The organism is Stenotrophomonas sp. 21LCFQ19 (genome assembly GCF_056861425.1).
Map to the genome: position 1 here is coordinate 835 of NZ_JBSPUF010000017.1, position 14,041 is coordinate 14,875.

Below are 14,041 nucleotides of genomic sequence, written 5' to 3' on the forward strand. Positions count from 1 at the left end.
GGGGTGTGTTTTCGGGCCGCGGGGGGCCGGGCTGGGGGTGCCCCGGCCCCCCCCCCCCCCCCGCCGGCCCCCCCACTACAGGTGAGGCAGGTGCCATGCCGAGCATGGCTCGGCACTACAGGAGAGGCACTACCGTTTGCTGCGACGCTTGCCGAGGTCGCGGGCCAGTACCCAGACGACCAGCAGGTTGACCGCCAGCAGCAGCCAGGAGGCCCAGCCGGGGTGTTTGACGATGGCGTAGAAATCCAGCGGCAGATAGAGCGCAGCGGAGATGCAGCCCAGCCATGAGGCCCAGGCCTTGGCGCGCCACAGGCCCCAGGCTTCGAGCAGGCGCAGCAGCCCGTAGCCGACCAGTACAGCGGCGCCGAGGTGAACGGTATCGGGGGTGATCATGCCCAGCAGCGAGGAGAACGCGCCGTTCTCGGGGTCACCGCCTGCGCGGTGGATCAGGGCATTGATGATGTTGCGAAGTGGGGCCGGCCCGGAGATCTCCAGGCCAGCCGCGGCGAGAAAGGCCAGTACGGCCTTTCCCGCTTCCAGCAGCGCGATGGCTGCCAGTCCCGGATGCGCATGCGGATCCGGGTTGTAGGGCGTGTTGTCAGTCAAGACAATCAGCCGCCGCGCGACGCCTTCTTGCGGTCGCTTTCGGTCAGGAACTTCTTGCGCAGACGAATTTCCTTCGGGGTGATTTCCACCAGCTCGTCGTCGTCGATGAAGTCCAGGGCCTGTTCCAGCGAGAACTTGATGGCCGGGGTCAGCTGGATCGCATCGTCCTTGCCCGAAGCGCGCATGTTGGTCAGCGGCTTGGTCTTGATCGCGTTGACGGTCAGATCGTTGTCCTTGGAGTGGATGCCGATCAGCTGGCCTTCGTACACGTTGTCGCCTTCAGCAGCGAACAGCTTGCCGCGCTCCTGCAGCGGGCCCAGCGAGTAGGCCGGGGTTGCACCCGGGGCGTTGGCGATCATCACGCCGTTCAGGCGCTTGGCGATGGCGCCCTGTTCCTTCGGGCCGTAATGGTCGAACACGTGGAACAGCAGGCCGGAACCCTGGGTCAGGGTCTTGAACTCGTTCTGGAAGCCGATCAGGCCGCGCGCCGGGATCTTGAAATCAAGGCGAACACGGCCCTTGCCGTCGGACTCCATGTTTTCAAGCAGGCCCTTGCGGGTACCCAGCTTTTCCATCACGCCGCCCTGGTGCTGCTCTTCGATATCAACCACCAGCTGCTCGATCGGCTCCATCATCTGGCCGTCGATTTCCTTGATGATCACTTCCGGGCGCGACACGGCCAGCTCGTAGCCTTCGCGACGCATGGTTTCGATCAGCACCGACAGGTGCAGCTCGCCACGGCCGGAGACCAGGAACTTGTCGGCGTCTTCAAGCTGCTCGACCTTCAGTGCCACGTTGTGCACGGTCTCGCGCTCCAGGCGCTCCTTCAGCTGGCGGCTGGTCAGGAACTTGCCACCGGACAGGTCCTTGTTGCCTGCGAAGGGCGAGTTGTTGACCTGGAAGGTCATCGAGATGGTCGGCTCGTCGACGGTCAGCGGCGGCAGCGCTTCCGGGGTGTCGAGGGCGCAGACGGTGTCGGAGATGGTCAGTTCCTGGATGCCGGAGATGGCGATGATGTCGCCAGCCTGAGCTTCGTCGACTTCGATGCGCTCCAGGCCCATGAAGCCCAGCACCTGCAGGACCTTGCCCTGGCGCTTCTTGCCTTCACGGTCGATCACGGCGACGGCCTGGTTCTTCTTGACCTTGCCGCGCTGGATGCGGCCAATGCCGATCACGCCGACGAAATTGTTGTAGTCCAGCTGGCTGATGCGCATCTGGAACGGGCCGTCGGCCTCGACTTCCGGCACCGGCACGTACTTCATGATCGCTTCGTACAGCGGGGTCATGTCGCCGTCGCGGACGGTGTCTTCCAGGCCGGCGTAGCCGTTCAGGCCCGAGGCGTAGACGATCGGGAAGTCGAGCTGCTCATTGGTGGCGCCGAGCTTGTCGAACAGATCGAACACCTGGTCGATGACCCATTCCGGACGGGCGCCCGGGCGGTCGACCTTGTTGACCACGACGATCGGCTTGAAGCCCATCGCGAAGGCCTTCTGGGTGACGAAGCGGGTCTGCGGCATCGGGCCGTCCATCGCGTCAACCAGGATCAGCACCGAGTCGACCATCGACAGCACGCGCTCCACCTCGCCGCCGAAGTCGGCGTGTCCCGGGGTGTCGACGATGTTGATCCGGTTTTTGGTGCCGGTCTTCTTGTCTTCCCAGGTAATGGCCGTGTTCTTGGCCAGGATGGTGATGCCGCGTTCCTTTTCCTGGTCGTTGCTGTCCATCACGCGCTCGGCAAGTACCGTGCGCTCGGACAGGGTGCCGGACTGCTTGAGCAGCTGGTCGACGAGGGTGGTTTTGCCATGATCGACGTGGGCGACGATGGCGATGTTGCGAAGATTTTCGATGGACATGCGAAAGACGGCCAGCCGGTGCCGTGAAATGGGGAAAATGAGTCCAGCATTATAGCGCTATGTCGCCGCTGTGCGAAAACTGCCGTTCAGACTCGTCCGATAGCCCATTCATACTTCCTCCGGAACGTCCGCGGGGAAGGGGCAGCAGTGCGGGCGGAGCCGGGTGTAAACTAGCGGGCTATTGAGAGCCGTCTTCTTTACAAAGGATTTCCCATGTCGCTGATCGCCAATTTCGACACCTCCCGCGGCCTGATCAAGGTCGAGCTGCATGCCGACAAGGCCCCGCTGACCGTGGCCAACTTCGTCAACCTGGTGAAGCATGGCTTCTATGACGGACTGGCGTTCCACCGCGTGATTGCCGACTTCATGGTCCAGGGCGGCTGCCCGGAAGGCTCCGGCCGCGGCGGCCCGGGCTACCGTTTTGAAGATGAAACCAAGAATGGCGTGCGCCACGAGCGCGGCGTGCTGTCCATGGCCAATGCCGGCCCGAACACCAACGGCAGCCAGTTCTTCATCACCCACATCAAGACCGACTGGCTCGATGGCAAGCACACCGTGTTTGGCAAGGTGCTCGAAGGCCTGGACGTGGTTGACGCGATCAAGCAGGGTGATGCGATCAACAAGATCACCCTGGAAGGCGATACCGACGCCGTGCTGGCTGCCAAGGCCGACCGCGTCGCCGAGTGGAACAAGATCCTCGCCGCCTGATTGACACCGACGGCCACCTGCACAGGTGGCCGTTTCTGATTCCAGCTGGCCAGCGCGCCTGCGCATGCCCGGCCTTACCCCCACAACCGCTTCTTAGCAGAGGAAACCCCCATGAAAGCACCCGTTCGTGTTGCCGTAACCGGCGCTGCCGGCAATATTGGCTATGCACTGCTGTTCCGCATCGCTTCTGGCGAAATGCTGGGCAAGGACCAGCCGGTCATCCTGCAGCTGCTCGAAATCGACAACGAAAAGGCCCAGGCCGCCCTGCAGGGCGTGGTCATGGAACTGGAAGACTGCGCATTCCCGCTGCTGGCTGGCGTGGTGACCACCGCTGACCCGCTGGTGGCGTTCAAGGACGTCGACGTGGCCCTGCTGGTCGGCGCACGTCCGCGCGGCCCGGGCATGGAGCGCAAGGACCTGCTGCTGGAAAACGCCAAGATCTTCACCGTGCAGGGCAAGGCACTGAACGCCGTCGCCAAGCGTGACGTCAAGGTGCTGGTGGTCGGCAACCCGGCCAACACCAATGCCTACATCGCGATGAAGTCGGCGCCGGACCTGAACCCGCGCAACTTCACCGCCATGCTGCGCCTGGACCACAACCGTGCCCTGAGCCAGCTGGCTGCCAAGACCGGCAAGACCGTGGAGAGCTTCGAGCAGTTCACCGTGTGGGGCAACCACAGCCCGACCATGTACCCGGACTACCGCTTCGCCACCACCGGCGGCGCCAAGGTTGCCGAGCTGATCAACGACCAGGAATGGAACGCCAACACCTTCATCCCGACCGTCGGCAAGCGCGGCGCAGCGATCATCGCCGCCCGTGGTCTGTCCTCGGCTGCGTCGGCCGCCAACGCTGCCATCGACCATATCCATGACTGGGTGCTGGGCAGCAACGGCAAGTGGGTGACCATGGGCGTGCCGTCCGACGGCTCCTACGGCATTCCGGAAGGCGTCGTGTTCGGCTTCCCGGTAACCACCGAGAACGGCGAGTACACCATCATCAAGGACCTGCCGATCGACGACTTCTCCAAGAAGTACATCGATATCACCCTGGGCGAGCTGGAAGAAGAGCGCGCCGGCGTTGCCGACCTGCTGGGCTGAGTCTTTTCCATGATGGAAGACCGAGTTGCGAAGGCGAAGATCGCCGTTGTCATTCCGGCGTACCGCGCCCGCGACTCGATCCTGGGAGTCATCTCCCGGATCGATGACGGGGTAGACCTCGTCATCGTGGTCGATGATGCCTGCCCGGAGTCCACTGGACTCCGGGTCCAGGCCGAGTGCACCGATGTGCGGGTGCATGTTGTCTTCAACGAGCAGAACCAGGGGGTGGGCGGCGCGATGGTCGCCGGCTACCGTGCAGCGCTTGGGTTGGGGGCCGAGGTCTGCGTGAAACTGGATGCCGATGGGCAGATGGACCCGGCCTTGATCCAGGATTTCGTGCGGCCCATTCTTGCCAAGGAAGCCGATTACACCAAGGGCAACCGTTTTTTCCATGTCCGCGACGTCGCCTCGATGCCGCCGGTCAGGTTGCTGGGCAACGCCGCGCTTTCATTCCTGTGCAAGCTGTCCAGCGGCTACTGGCATATCTTCGATCCGACCAATGGCTACACCGCCATCCATGCCGATTGCCTGCGTGAGGTCGAACTGGACAAGCTCGAGAAGCGTTATTTCTTCGAGAGTGACTTGTTGTTCCGGCTGCATCTGGTGGATGCGGTGGTGGTTGATGTGCCCATGCGTGCGGTCTATGGCGATGAACATTCCAGCTTGAACCCGCTGCGTGAGATCCCGCGTTTCCTGCGCTCGCATGCCCGCAATTTCCTCAAGCGCATCTTCTACGAGTATTTCCTGCGCGACTTCAGCCTGGCCTCGGTTCAGCTGGTGGGTGGCGTGTCATTGATGTTCTTTGCACTCGCGCATGGTGGTTGGACGTGGTACCACAACCTGATGCGCGGGGTTGAATCGCCTGCGGGCACCGTGGCGCTGGTGAGCATTGCGGCCATCGTTGGCTTCGTGCTGTTGCAGGGATTCTTTGCCTTTGACTACAGCAGGATCCCGCGTCGGGTACTGCACCGTTTTACACGTTGATCCAGTCGGCTGGCATTGCCGACGCCCTGTAACAGGTCGGGAGGCCGGGGAATTGCGGAATCTGAAACTCGAAGCACCTTATGCGGCTGCGGTCCTGGCCTGCTTTGCATTGGTCGGTTATTTCTTCTTTACTGGCCTGTACTGCAGCGATGACACGCGCTACATGATCGGCGCCATCAAGGTCGCGATGGGTGAGCCCATCGCGGTGGCGTCGTTGGCCGAACGCAGGGCGGTGTTCCTGTTGCCGGGGGCGATGATGTACCAGACCGGCGGCAGCCTGGAATGGATGATCGTTCCCTACACCGGACTTTTCGTGGTGCTGGGTCTTGCAGGCTATTGCTTGGCCAGGCAGTTCCTGGGGCGACTGGCGTCGCTGCTCAGTACCGTGTTGGCAGTGGCCCAGCCGGTGTTCTTTTTGTACGCCGGCGCCATGTTGCCGGATCTTTCTTCCACGCTTTTCCTGATTGTCGGGCTGCTTTACCTGTGTCTGTGGATGAAAGCGGTATCTGCGCCGGCCGCGCAGCCGCTTGGGTCCGCAGGCCATGCATTCCTGCTGGGCATGAGCATGGCGGTGTCTTTCACCATCAAGGAAAGTGGCATCGTGCTGATGCCGGTGGTGGCTGCAATGATGATCCTGGCCGGCATGCGTGCCGGCATGGGCCGTCTGTCGCGTGATGTTGCCATTGCCAGTACTGGATTCCTGCTGCTGCTGGCGCTGGAGGCACTGCTGTTCAGGAGCGTTGCGGGGCAATGGTATTCCAGCGTGGGGAGTCTGCTGGTCCCGCATGATCTGGCCGGGTTCGTCGACTCGCAGGGCCACGGTGTGCTTGATCGGATGCGTACACTGAGATACGTGCTTGGCGGGCACACGACTGCGTTGTTCGTCTTGGCTGGATTGTCGACGCTGCACCTGGCCGCACGCTGGTGGCGTGGGCAGATGACGCGCATCGAAGCGTTGAGCTGGCTGGCATTGGTTGGCTTCTGGTTGTGGCCGTTGCTGTACTTCAGCTTCGGCTCGGCATCGCTCAAGACGTATCTGTTGCCGGTGATGCAGCAGCGCTACTACGCGCCCTCCATCATTCCCGGAGCGATCCTTGCTGCCCACCTTGGGGTGAATCTGTTCCGGTGGATGCGTTCACGCATGCCTGCCTGGATCCCGGCCGTGGCAATCGGCGTGGCGCTGCTTTACCTGGTCAGTGCGCCTTACCAGCAGCGACGGGACAGGGGCCTCATCTACAGCGCGTCGGCCAAGGAGGCCTTCATCCAGGCACGCAATGATGCGCAGAAGCGCTTTCCCGGCATTCCGTTCCACGATGTCCACAGCGGATGGACCACCGACCTGAATCGCTGCAGGGCGTTGTTGATGCCGATGCGTGAGGATGGCAGCAATCGCTTGCTGGCGGCCATCTCGTCGGGCAAGGACCAGGCCGGTGATGACTTCGGTTATCAAACGCTCCAGTCGTCGCGACTGCCGGTTCTCGTCGCCGGGCACGGTGCCTACATGGAGGCACCGAAACAGTTTGCCTGGGTCGCGCAGCTGCAGCGCGGTGTTACCGCAGGGAAGTACAAGGTGACCCTGGTTGGCCGATACGGCCAGATGACACGAAAGGCGCTTCGGGGGAAAGCCTGGTTACCCCGAACTGTGGCCGTCAACAGCTCCAGTGCAGCCAGCGTGGCGCTTGACCCGCCTGAAGCCTCCAGCCCGTTGGACCCGCAGGAAGTGGAGATGTATCTGATCGAGGCGGCTGATCGCTGATCGGGCGGTGTGATCGTACTGGTTGGCCAGATGAAGGCGCCGGGCATTGCCCGGCGTTTTCATGCGAGTCAGCAGGAATTGCGTGGCATCGGTAGTCGGTTCATGCTTTTTTGTGAGAGGAGATGCAGGTTGACGAAAAGTACTTCGCGGGCGTTGGTGCTCCACTGTGTCGATGGCGCGTTGCTGGTAGTCGACAAGCCGGCGGGGCTGTTGTCCGTGCCCGGGCGTCTGCCGGAAAACCAGGACTGCGTTGTCTCGCGTCTACAGCAGGACTATCCGGATGCGTTGACCGTGCATCGGCTGGATCAGGTGACCTCGGGTTTGATGCTGTATGCACGCGGCAAGGCGATGCAGGTTGCCTTGTCCAAGCAGTTTGAACAGCGCCAGGTCAGCAAGCGCTATGAAGCGCTGGTGCAGGGACTGGTTGAGGCTGAATCCGGCGAAATTGATCTGCCGTTGATCTGCGATTGGCCGAACCGGCCGAAGCAGATGGTGAGCTTTGAACTGGGCAAGCCGTCGTTGACCCGTTGGCAGGTACTGGCGCGTGATACCGCTGCGCAGACCACCCGGGTAGAGCTGGAGCCGGTGACCGGGCGCAGCCATCAGCTTCGCTTGCATCTGGCAAGCATTGGTCATCCGATCGTGGGTGACGTGATGTACGGCGCGCTGCCTGCGTCGCGGGTTTGCCTGCATGCGCGGCGCTTGGGGTTTGTGCACCCGTTGAGTGGGGCGGCGTTGGAGTTTGTTTCTGAGTGCCCTTTCTTGGAGCAAAGGCTTGCCCTCACCCCAACCCCTCTCCCGTAAACGGGAGAGGGGCTAGTGCACTAGCAGCCTCCCCTCACCCCAACCCCTCTCCCGCACGCGGGAGAGGGGTTGGGGTGAGGGGAGGCTCCTGGCTCATGAGCCAAGGCACGTAGTCCCGAATATCTGGCCCCCGAGCCTTTGGTCTTAAGACCATCGTCGCAAGGAGCCCAAGCCATCCTCCGGACTATGCTCGGCACACAGCCAGGGAGTTGCCGGAGGGTGTCGTGCAGTACGAGCAGATCTACCGCCGTTCCATTGAAGAACCGGAAGCTTTCTGGGCTGAAGAAGCCAAGGCGATCCACTGGCATCGTCCCCCGCAGCAGATCCTGGATTACTCCAATCCGCCATTCCGGCGCTGGTTTGTCGGTGGCGAAACCAACCTCTGCTACAACGCGGTAGACCGGCATCTGGCCGAACGCGCCGACCAGCTCGCGCTGGTCGCCATCTCCACCGAAACCAACATCACCCGCGAACTCACTTACCGCGACCTCCATCGCGAAGTGAATGCCTTCGCCGCGGTATTGCTCAAGCTCGATGTCGGCCGCGGCGATCGCGTCGTCATCTACATGCCGAACATGGCCGAGGCGGTGTTCGCGATGCTGGCCTGCGCGCGCATCGGTGCGGTGCACTCGGTCGTTTTTGGTGGCTTCGCCGCGCACAACCTGGCGCTGCGTATCGACGATGCAAAGCCAAAACTGCTGATCGCTGCCGATGCCGGCATGCGCGGTGGCAAGGTCATCCCGTACAAGGCGATGGTCGATGCCGCCTGTGCCGAAGCCACTACACCGCCACCCAAGGTATTGATTGTCTCGCGCGGTCTGGATGCAGCAGAGCCGCGCATCGCCGGCCGCGACGAGGACTATGCGCAGCTGCGTGCACAGATCGGTGATGTCGAGGTGCCGGTGCAATGGCTGGAGTCCAACGAGCCCAGCTATCTGCTCTACACCTCCGGTACCACCGGCAAGCCCAAGGGCGTGCAACGCGATGTCGGTGGCTATGCAGTCGCAATGGCGCAGTCGATGCGCACGGTATTCGATTGTGCGCCGGGCCAGGTGATGTTCTCCACCTCCGATGTCGGCTGGGCGGTTGGGCATTCGTATAACGTCTATGGTCCCTTGATCGGCGGTTGCACTTCGCTGTTGTACGAAGGACTGCCGATCAATCCCGATGCAGGCATCTGGTGGGCGCTGTGCGAGCAGTACGGCGTGCGCACGGTGTTCTCTTCGCCGACCGCGATCCGCGTGCTGAAGAAACACGACGTGGATTTCATCGACCGCCATGACCTGTCCGAGCTGAAGTACCTGTTCCTGGCCGGTGAGCCGCTGGATGAGCCGACCGCGAAGTGGATCACCGGCGCGCTGCATAAGCCGGTCATCGACAATTACTGGCAGACCGAAACCGGCTGGCCGGCATTGACCTTGTTGCCGGGACTGGAAATGAAACCGGTCAAGTTCGGCTCACCGGGCTTGCCGAATCTGGGCTACAGAATGAAGGTCATCGATGAGCAGAGCGGTGCCGAAGTGCCGCCCGGGCAGAAGGGCGTGCTGGTCATCCAGCCGCCGTTGCCGCCGGGTTGCATGAGCACGATCTGGAACGATGACGAGCGTTTCCTGAAAAGCTACTTCGGTCACTTCAAGGAGCTGCTGTACAGCTCGCTGGACTGGGCCATCCGCGATGAGGACGGCTATACCTTCATCCTGGGTCGCACCGATGATGTGATCAATGTGGCCGGGCACCGGCTTGGCACGCGCGAGATCGAGGAAGCCATCTCCGCCCATCCGCGGGTGGCCGAGGCGGCGGTGATCGGCGTGCATGACGAACTGAAGGGGCAGGTGCCGCTGGTCTTCGTCACCTTGAAGCAGGCCAAGCCTGGCGATGATGCCGGGCAGTTGGCGGCGGAAATGATGCAGCAGGTCACAGCTTCGTTGGGTGCGGTGGCGCGGCCTGCGCAGGTTCATATCGTCAATGCGCTTCCCAAGACCCGTTCGGGTAAGCTGCTGAGGCGTTCATTGCAGGCATTGGCGGAACGGCGCGACCCGGGCGACCTGTCGACACTCGACGACCCGGGCGCACTGGAGGAAATCCGCCGCGCGCTGGGGAAATAGCGCGTAACCAGGCCGCAAGGCCACGGTGCAGCGGTGATCGCAAGGGGGCGGTACGCGGGCAGATGCTGGGCATTTCCGGGAGCGGGGGCTCCTGGAAGATGCGCACGTACCGTATTGCGATGCACAAAAGAGGGAGGGGATGAATGGCATTCATCTATGCCAAGACGGCCGCCGGCCGCCTGGAGATCGAGAACCGTGGCCTGAAGCTGGCGCCGGCATTGCGTTCGGTGCTGTTGCTGGTCGATGGGCAGCGCGATGAGCGCGAGCTGCAGCAGATGGCACAGGGCCTGCGCGCACCGGAAGACGTATTGCAGCAGCTGAGCGCGCTGGAGCTGATCGACGCGATTGCCGGCAGTGCCGACAAGGCACCGGTGCTGCCAGTGACCACCCAGCTCGGCGACGATCCGCTGCGCTACCAGCAGCTGCGCGACTGGATGGCCGAATCGGTGCGCAAGCACCTGGGGCTGAAGGGCTATCTGATCCAGCTGAAGATCGATCGCAGCAAGACCGCGGTCAGCCTGGAGCAGTTGTGGCCGGAACTGGCGGCGGCACTGGGCAAGGCCAAGAGCCCGGCATTTGCCAGCCGCTGGTTGGAAGAAACGCGCGCGCTGGTTGTTGGCTGACCTATCGTTGATGGAGGCGTGCGACTGGCCTGCAGCAGCGCGCCGCGGTGATCGTGCGTGGGCACTATCATGGTGGCAGGTTCATCATGGGAGTGCCCTGCATGGCACAGGAAAACAGCGGCGAGATCAGCACAGCGGGCTGGGATGCGATCAACGCGGCAATGGCTGCGCTCTACCCGGGGCAGGAGCCGCGGCATTTTGGCACGCTGCTGTCGCATACGCTGGGCGGCAACGATCCGCTGGACGGCATCAGCGTCTATTGGAGCGAGTCGCCGCGTCCACATTGGCACTACGTCAGCTACGGGTTTTCCGAGCTGTACGACAAGCAGAGCGATGATCCGCTGGAAAGCGGCTTTGGTTTCGAATTGACGTTCCGTCTTGCTGCACAGGCAGGTGACGGCAAACGCGGCGAGCCGCCGGCGTGGCCGATGAACCTGATGCAGAACCTTGCGCGCTACGTCTTCAACAGCGGCAATGTATTCGAGGCCGGGCATCATCTCGATGCCAACGGGCCTATCGCCTTGGATACCGATACCAGGCTGCGGCACCTTGCCTTCGCCGCCGATCCGCAGCTTCCTGCGATCGACACTGCCAACGGCCGTCTGACCTTCCTGCAACTGGTGGGGGTGACCGACGAGGAGATGGCGGCGATCAAGCGCTGGTCAACGCAGGGCGTATTGGCGGTGCTGGAGCCGGCAATGCAGCTGTGGATCACCGAACTTGAGCGGGCTTCGCTGTTGGATGATCCCGCCATCGCCGCACAGCTTGAAGCGGGCAGCCAGCGCGAAGGATCGAGCACCGGCATGCTGTTCGTGGAGACACTGGCGTGGTCGGTCGAAGGTGCAACCACCACGCTGGTGCTGGGTGCTGGGCAGGTTGCCAGTGTGCTCGAGCTGCTGCCGCTGCGGCTGCATCACGACAAGCCGCTGGTGGTGCTTGGAAAGGACAGCCAGTGGCGATTTGAGCCGGGCCTGGTTGACGACGTACAGAGTGATGGCGACAGCGCGCGCTGTGTGCTGTCCGATGCGAGCCTGCAGGCGATGCTGGACAGCGTGCGTGCCGAGCGCGGTCTGTATCCGCTGCCGGGTGGCAAGCTGCAGATCGAAGTAAGGCCGACCTTGCTGCGTGATGGGCAAGGTGGCGTGATCCGCGAGATCGGTTGATCCTGCACCCGCTGCGGCATTCATTGCGCAGCGGCGTCAGCGGTGACGTGCCGCAGGCAATGAGAATTCGAAGGCCGCACCTTCGTCGCTGTCGAGCAGGCGGATCTGGCGATGGTGCAGCTGCAGGATGCGGTGCACGATCAACAAGCCCAGGCCACCACTGTCCGGTCGCTGGCTGCCCAGCGCCGGTAGCGTGCTGAACAGTTGATCGCGGCGTGCTGCGGGAATGCCTGGGCCGGTATCGGACACACTGACCTGCACATCGCCATCGAGTGCGCGCAATGCCACCGTGATGCGGCCGCCAGCCGGTGTATGCCGGATCGCGTTGTCCAGCAGGTTGGTCAGCACCCGCTCGATCAGGCCGAGGTCGGCTTCCACCGGCGGTAGGCCGGGGGGGATCACTGCTGCGAGTTGCTGCTGGCGTGACTGTGCGGCCAGTTCGAATTTCTGGAAGACGTCCTGGACCAGATCCGGCAGCGAGAACGCCTGCAGCTCCAGCACCACGCCGCCGTGTTCCAGTCGTGCAAGTTCGAACAGCGCCTGTGCAAGCCTACCAACCTTGTGGCTCTGCGACAGGGCGATGCCCAGGTAGCGCTGGCGCTCCTCGGCACTGAGGCTGGCGTCCTTGAGGGCGAGGGTTTCCAGATAGCCGTGCAACGACGACAGCGGCGTGCGCAGGTCATGCGACAGGTTGGCGACCAGTTCGCGACGCTGCAGGTCCTGCTGCCGCAGCTGCTGCCATTGCTCGCTGACGCGTTGGCTGAGATGGGCAAAGCTGTGTTGCAGGATGCTCAGCTCGTCGCGCTCACCGGCACGCAGCGGCGTTGGCGGCAAGGGCAGGCGCGGGTCGGCGCTGTCCACGTCGAAGGATTGGATGCGACGGGTAAGCTGGCGTAGCGGCCGGGTCACCCAGCGGAACGCGATCAGTCCAGCCAGCAGCCCGATCACCGCGACGATTGCCAGCGACCATAGCGTGGTGTGCAGATTGCTATTGGCAGCGATGTCAGCAGCCAGTGCTTCACGTTGCTCGCCGACCAGCACCACATAGATGTAGCCGACCTGGCGGCCCTGCACCCACAGCGGTGCGGCATTGAATACCTTGCGGCCGTTGCTGCTGCGCGGGTCGTCGCCGAAGATCGGCAGTTTTTCGCCGTTGAGCAGGGCCTGCACCGGCGCCAGATCAACGCGGTCCCGCTTGAGGTGGCCTTCCGGCGCGTCATGGCCAAGGATGCGGCCTGCGTCATCCAGCAGATAGACCTCGACGCTGGGATTGACCGACATCAGCTTGCCGAACAGTGCACGCACTTCGCCATCGCGGATGCCGCGTGCATCCATCAGCTCGCCGCTGCGGGCGATGTGCTCGGCCAGGCCGCGTGACAGGCGCTGCACGGTTTCCTGCTCGTGCATGCGGTTGCTGCGCATCTGTATCCAGGCCAGCGCGCCGCAGCAGATCAACAGCAACGCGCAGAACACCAGCGTCAGGCGCTGCGAAAGCGTCAGCCGGTTCATGCCGTGCTCCCGTCGTCGCTCGCCAGTTTGTAGCCACGTCCCCACACCGTGAGAATGCGCTTGGGTGCTGCCGGGTCGTGCTCGATCTTGTTGCGCAGGCGGTTGATGTGGGTATTGACGGTGTGTTCGTAGCCATCGTGTTGATGGCCCCAGACCTGGTTGAGCAGCTCCATCCGCGAATACACCTGGTCGGGATGACGGGCGAAGAAGTACAGCAGGTCGAACTCGCGCGGGGTGAGTTCCAGTGGGCGTGTTTCAACCAGCGCGGTGCGTGCGACCGGGTCGATGCGCAGGCCGGCAACTTCGGTCGCGCCAGCATCGATGCGTGCGTTCTGCGCCATCGCTTCGACCCGCCGCAACAAGGCCTTTACCCGCGCTACCAGCTCCAGCATCGAGAACGGTTTGGCCAGGTAGTCGTCGGCACCCAGTTCCAGACCGAGGATGCGGTGCAGTTCGCTGGCGCGCGCGCTGGTGATGATGATCGGCGTGTAGCGCGTCATTGCGCGGGCGCGGCGACAGATTTCCAGACCGTCCACGCCGGGCAGCATCAGGTCCAGCACCAGCGCATCCCATTGCCCGCTTTCCAGCAGGCGCACGCCTTCATCACCGCTGGCCGCATGGGTGACGTCATAGCCTTCGTCACGCAGGTGCATGCGCAGCAGGTTGGCGATGTGGACATCGTCTTCGACGATCAGGATGCGTTTGCTGCTGCTCATCGACGCCTGCGGCCGTTTGGGGATGGCTGGCATTGTGCTTGGACCGGCGCGCGGATGTGTCACGAAGAATTTAACTCTGCGTGAGGATTCCTTGACCTGCCCGGGCGCAGCATGGC

General features: G+C 63.0%; 12 protein-coding genes. 8 read left to right on the forward strand and 4 right to left on the reverse strand.

Annotated features, from left to right (window positions below; genetic code table 11):
* Window positions 1-129 precede the first annotated feature (129 nt).
* Both AC13FW_RS16915 and typA read right to left on the reverse strand, forming a co-directional pair.
* Window positions 130-606 carry a DUF2127 domain-containing protein gene (locus AC13FW_RS16915; RefSeq protein ID WP_482989848.1) on the reverse strand — a complete coding sequence of 159 codons (477 nt, stop codon included), beginning with the start codon at window positions 604-606 and terminating at the stop codon, window positions 130-132.
* Between the two features lie 5 nt (window positions 607-611).
* A complete protein-coding gene (gene typA, locus AC13FW_RS16920; RefSeq protein WP_481549810.1) occupies window positions 612-2,459 on the reverse strand; it encodes a translational GTPase TypA in 1,848 nt (615 codons plus the stop codon).
* A gap of 213 nt (window positions 2,460-2,672) precedes the next feature.
* On the opposite strand from typA, the gene AC13FW_RS16925 reads away from it, so the two are divergent.
* From AC13FW_RS16925 to AC13FW_RS16960, 8 genes are all read left to right on the forward strand, one after another.
* On the forward strand, window positions 2,673-3,167 hold the full coding sequence (locus AC13FW_RS16925; RefSeq protein WP_482989849.1) for a peptidylprolyl isomerase: 495 nt from the start codon (window positions 2,673-2,675) through the stop codon (window positions 3,165-3,167).
* 111 nt (window positions 3,168-3,278) lie between these two features.
* The gene (locus tag AC13FW_RS16930) at window positions 3,279-4,265 is read left to right on the forward strand and encodes a malate dehydrogenase (RefSeq protein ID WP_282268623.1); all 987 of its coding nucleotides are present in this window, start codon (window positions 3,279-3,281) and stop codon (window positions 4,263-4,265) included.
* A gap of 9 nt (window positions 4,266-4,274) precedes the next feature.
* Window positions 4,275-5,249 carry a glycosyltransferase family 2 protein gene (locus tag AC13FW_RS16935; RefSeq protein WP_482989850.1) on the forward strand — a complete coding sequence of 325 codons (975 nt, stop codon included), beginning with the start codon at window positions 4,275-4,277 and terminating at the stop codon, window positions 5,247-5,249.
* A 52-nt stretch (window positions 5,250-5,301) separates the two neighbouring features.
* Window positions 5,302-7,005 (forward strand): hypothetical protein, encoded by a 1,704-nt coding sequence (locus AC13FW_RS16940; protein WP_482989851.1) that lies wholly within the window; start codon window positions 5,302-5,304, stop codon window positions 7,003-7,005.
* A 30-nt stretch (window positions 7,006-7,035) separates the two neighbouring features.
* The gene (locus AC13FW_RS16945) at window positions 7,036-7,809 is read left to right on the forward strand and encodes an RluA family pseudouridine synthase (RefSeq protein WP_482989852.1); all 774 of its coding nucleotides are present in this window, start codon (window positions 7,036-7,038) and stop codon (window positions 7,807-7,809) included.
* Window positions 7,810-8,033: 224 nt separating this feature from the next.
* The gene (gene prpE, locus AC13FW_RS16950; RefSeq protein ID WP_482989853.1) at window positions 8,034-9,914 is read left to right on the forward strand and encodes a propionate--CoA ligase; all 1,881 of its coding nucleotides are present in this window, start codon (window positions 8,034-8,036) and stop codon (window positions 9,912-9,914) included.
* A gap of 143 nt (window positions 9,915-10,057) precedes the next feature.
* Window positions 10,058-10,537 (forward strand): hypothetical protein, encoded by a 480-nt coding sequence (locus tag AC13FW_RS16955; RefSeq protein ID WP_482989854.1) that lies wholly within the window; start codon window positions 10,058-10,060, stop codon window positions 10,535-10,537.
* A gap of 101 nt (window positions 10,538-10,638) precedes the next feature.
* Window positions 10,639-11,700 (forward strand): suppressor of fused domain protein, encoded by a 1,062-nt coding sequence (locus AC13FW_RS16960; RefSeq protein WP_482989855.1) that lies wholly within the window; start codon window positions 10,639-10,641, stop codon window positions 11,698-11,700.
* 36 nt (window positions 11,701-11,736) lie between these two features.
* Here AC13FW_RS16960 and AC13FW_RS16965 read toward each other — a convergent pair whose 3' ends face one another.
* The gene (locus AC13FW_RS16965; RefSeq protein WP_482989856.1) at window positions 11,737-13,209 is read right to left on the reverse strand and encodes a sensor histidine kinase; all 1,473 of its coding nucleotides are present in this window, start codon (window positions 13,207-13,209) and stop codon (window positions 11,737-11,739) included.
* Window positions 13,206-13,925 (reverse strand): response regulator transcription factor, encoded by a 720-nt coding sequence (locus AC13FW_RS16970; RefSeq protein ID WP_482989857.1) that lies wholly within the window; start codon window positions 13,923-13,925, stop codon window positions 13,206-13,208. Before AC13FW_RS16970 ends, AC13FW_RS16965 begins: the two co-directional genes overlap by 4 nt.
* Window positions 13,926-14,041: the final 116 nt, after the last annotated feature.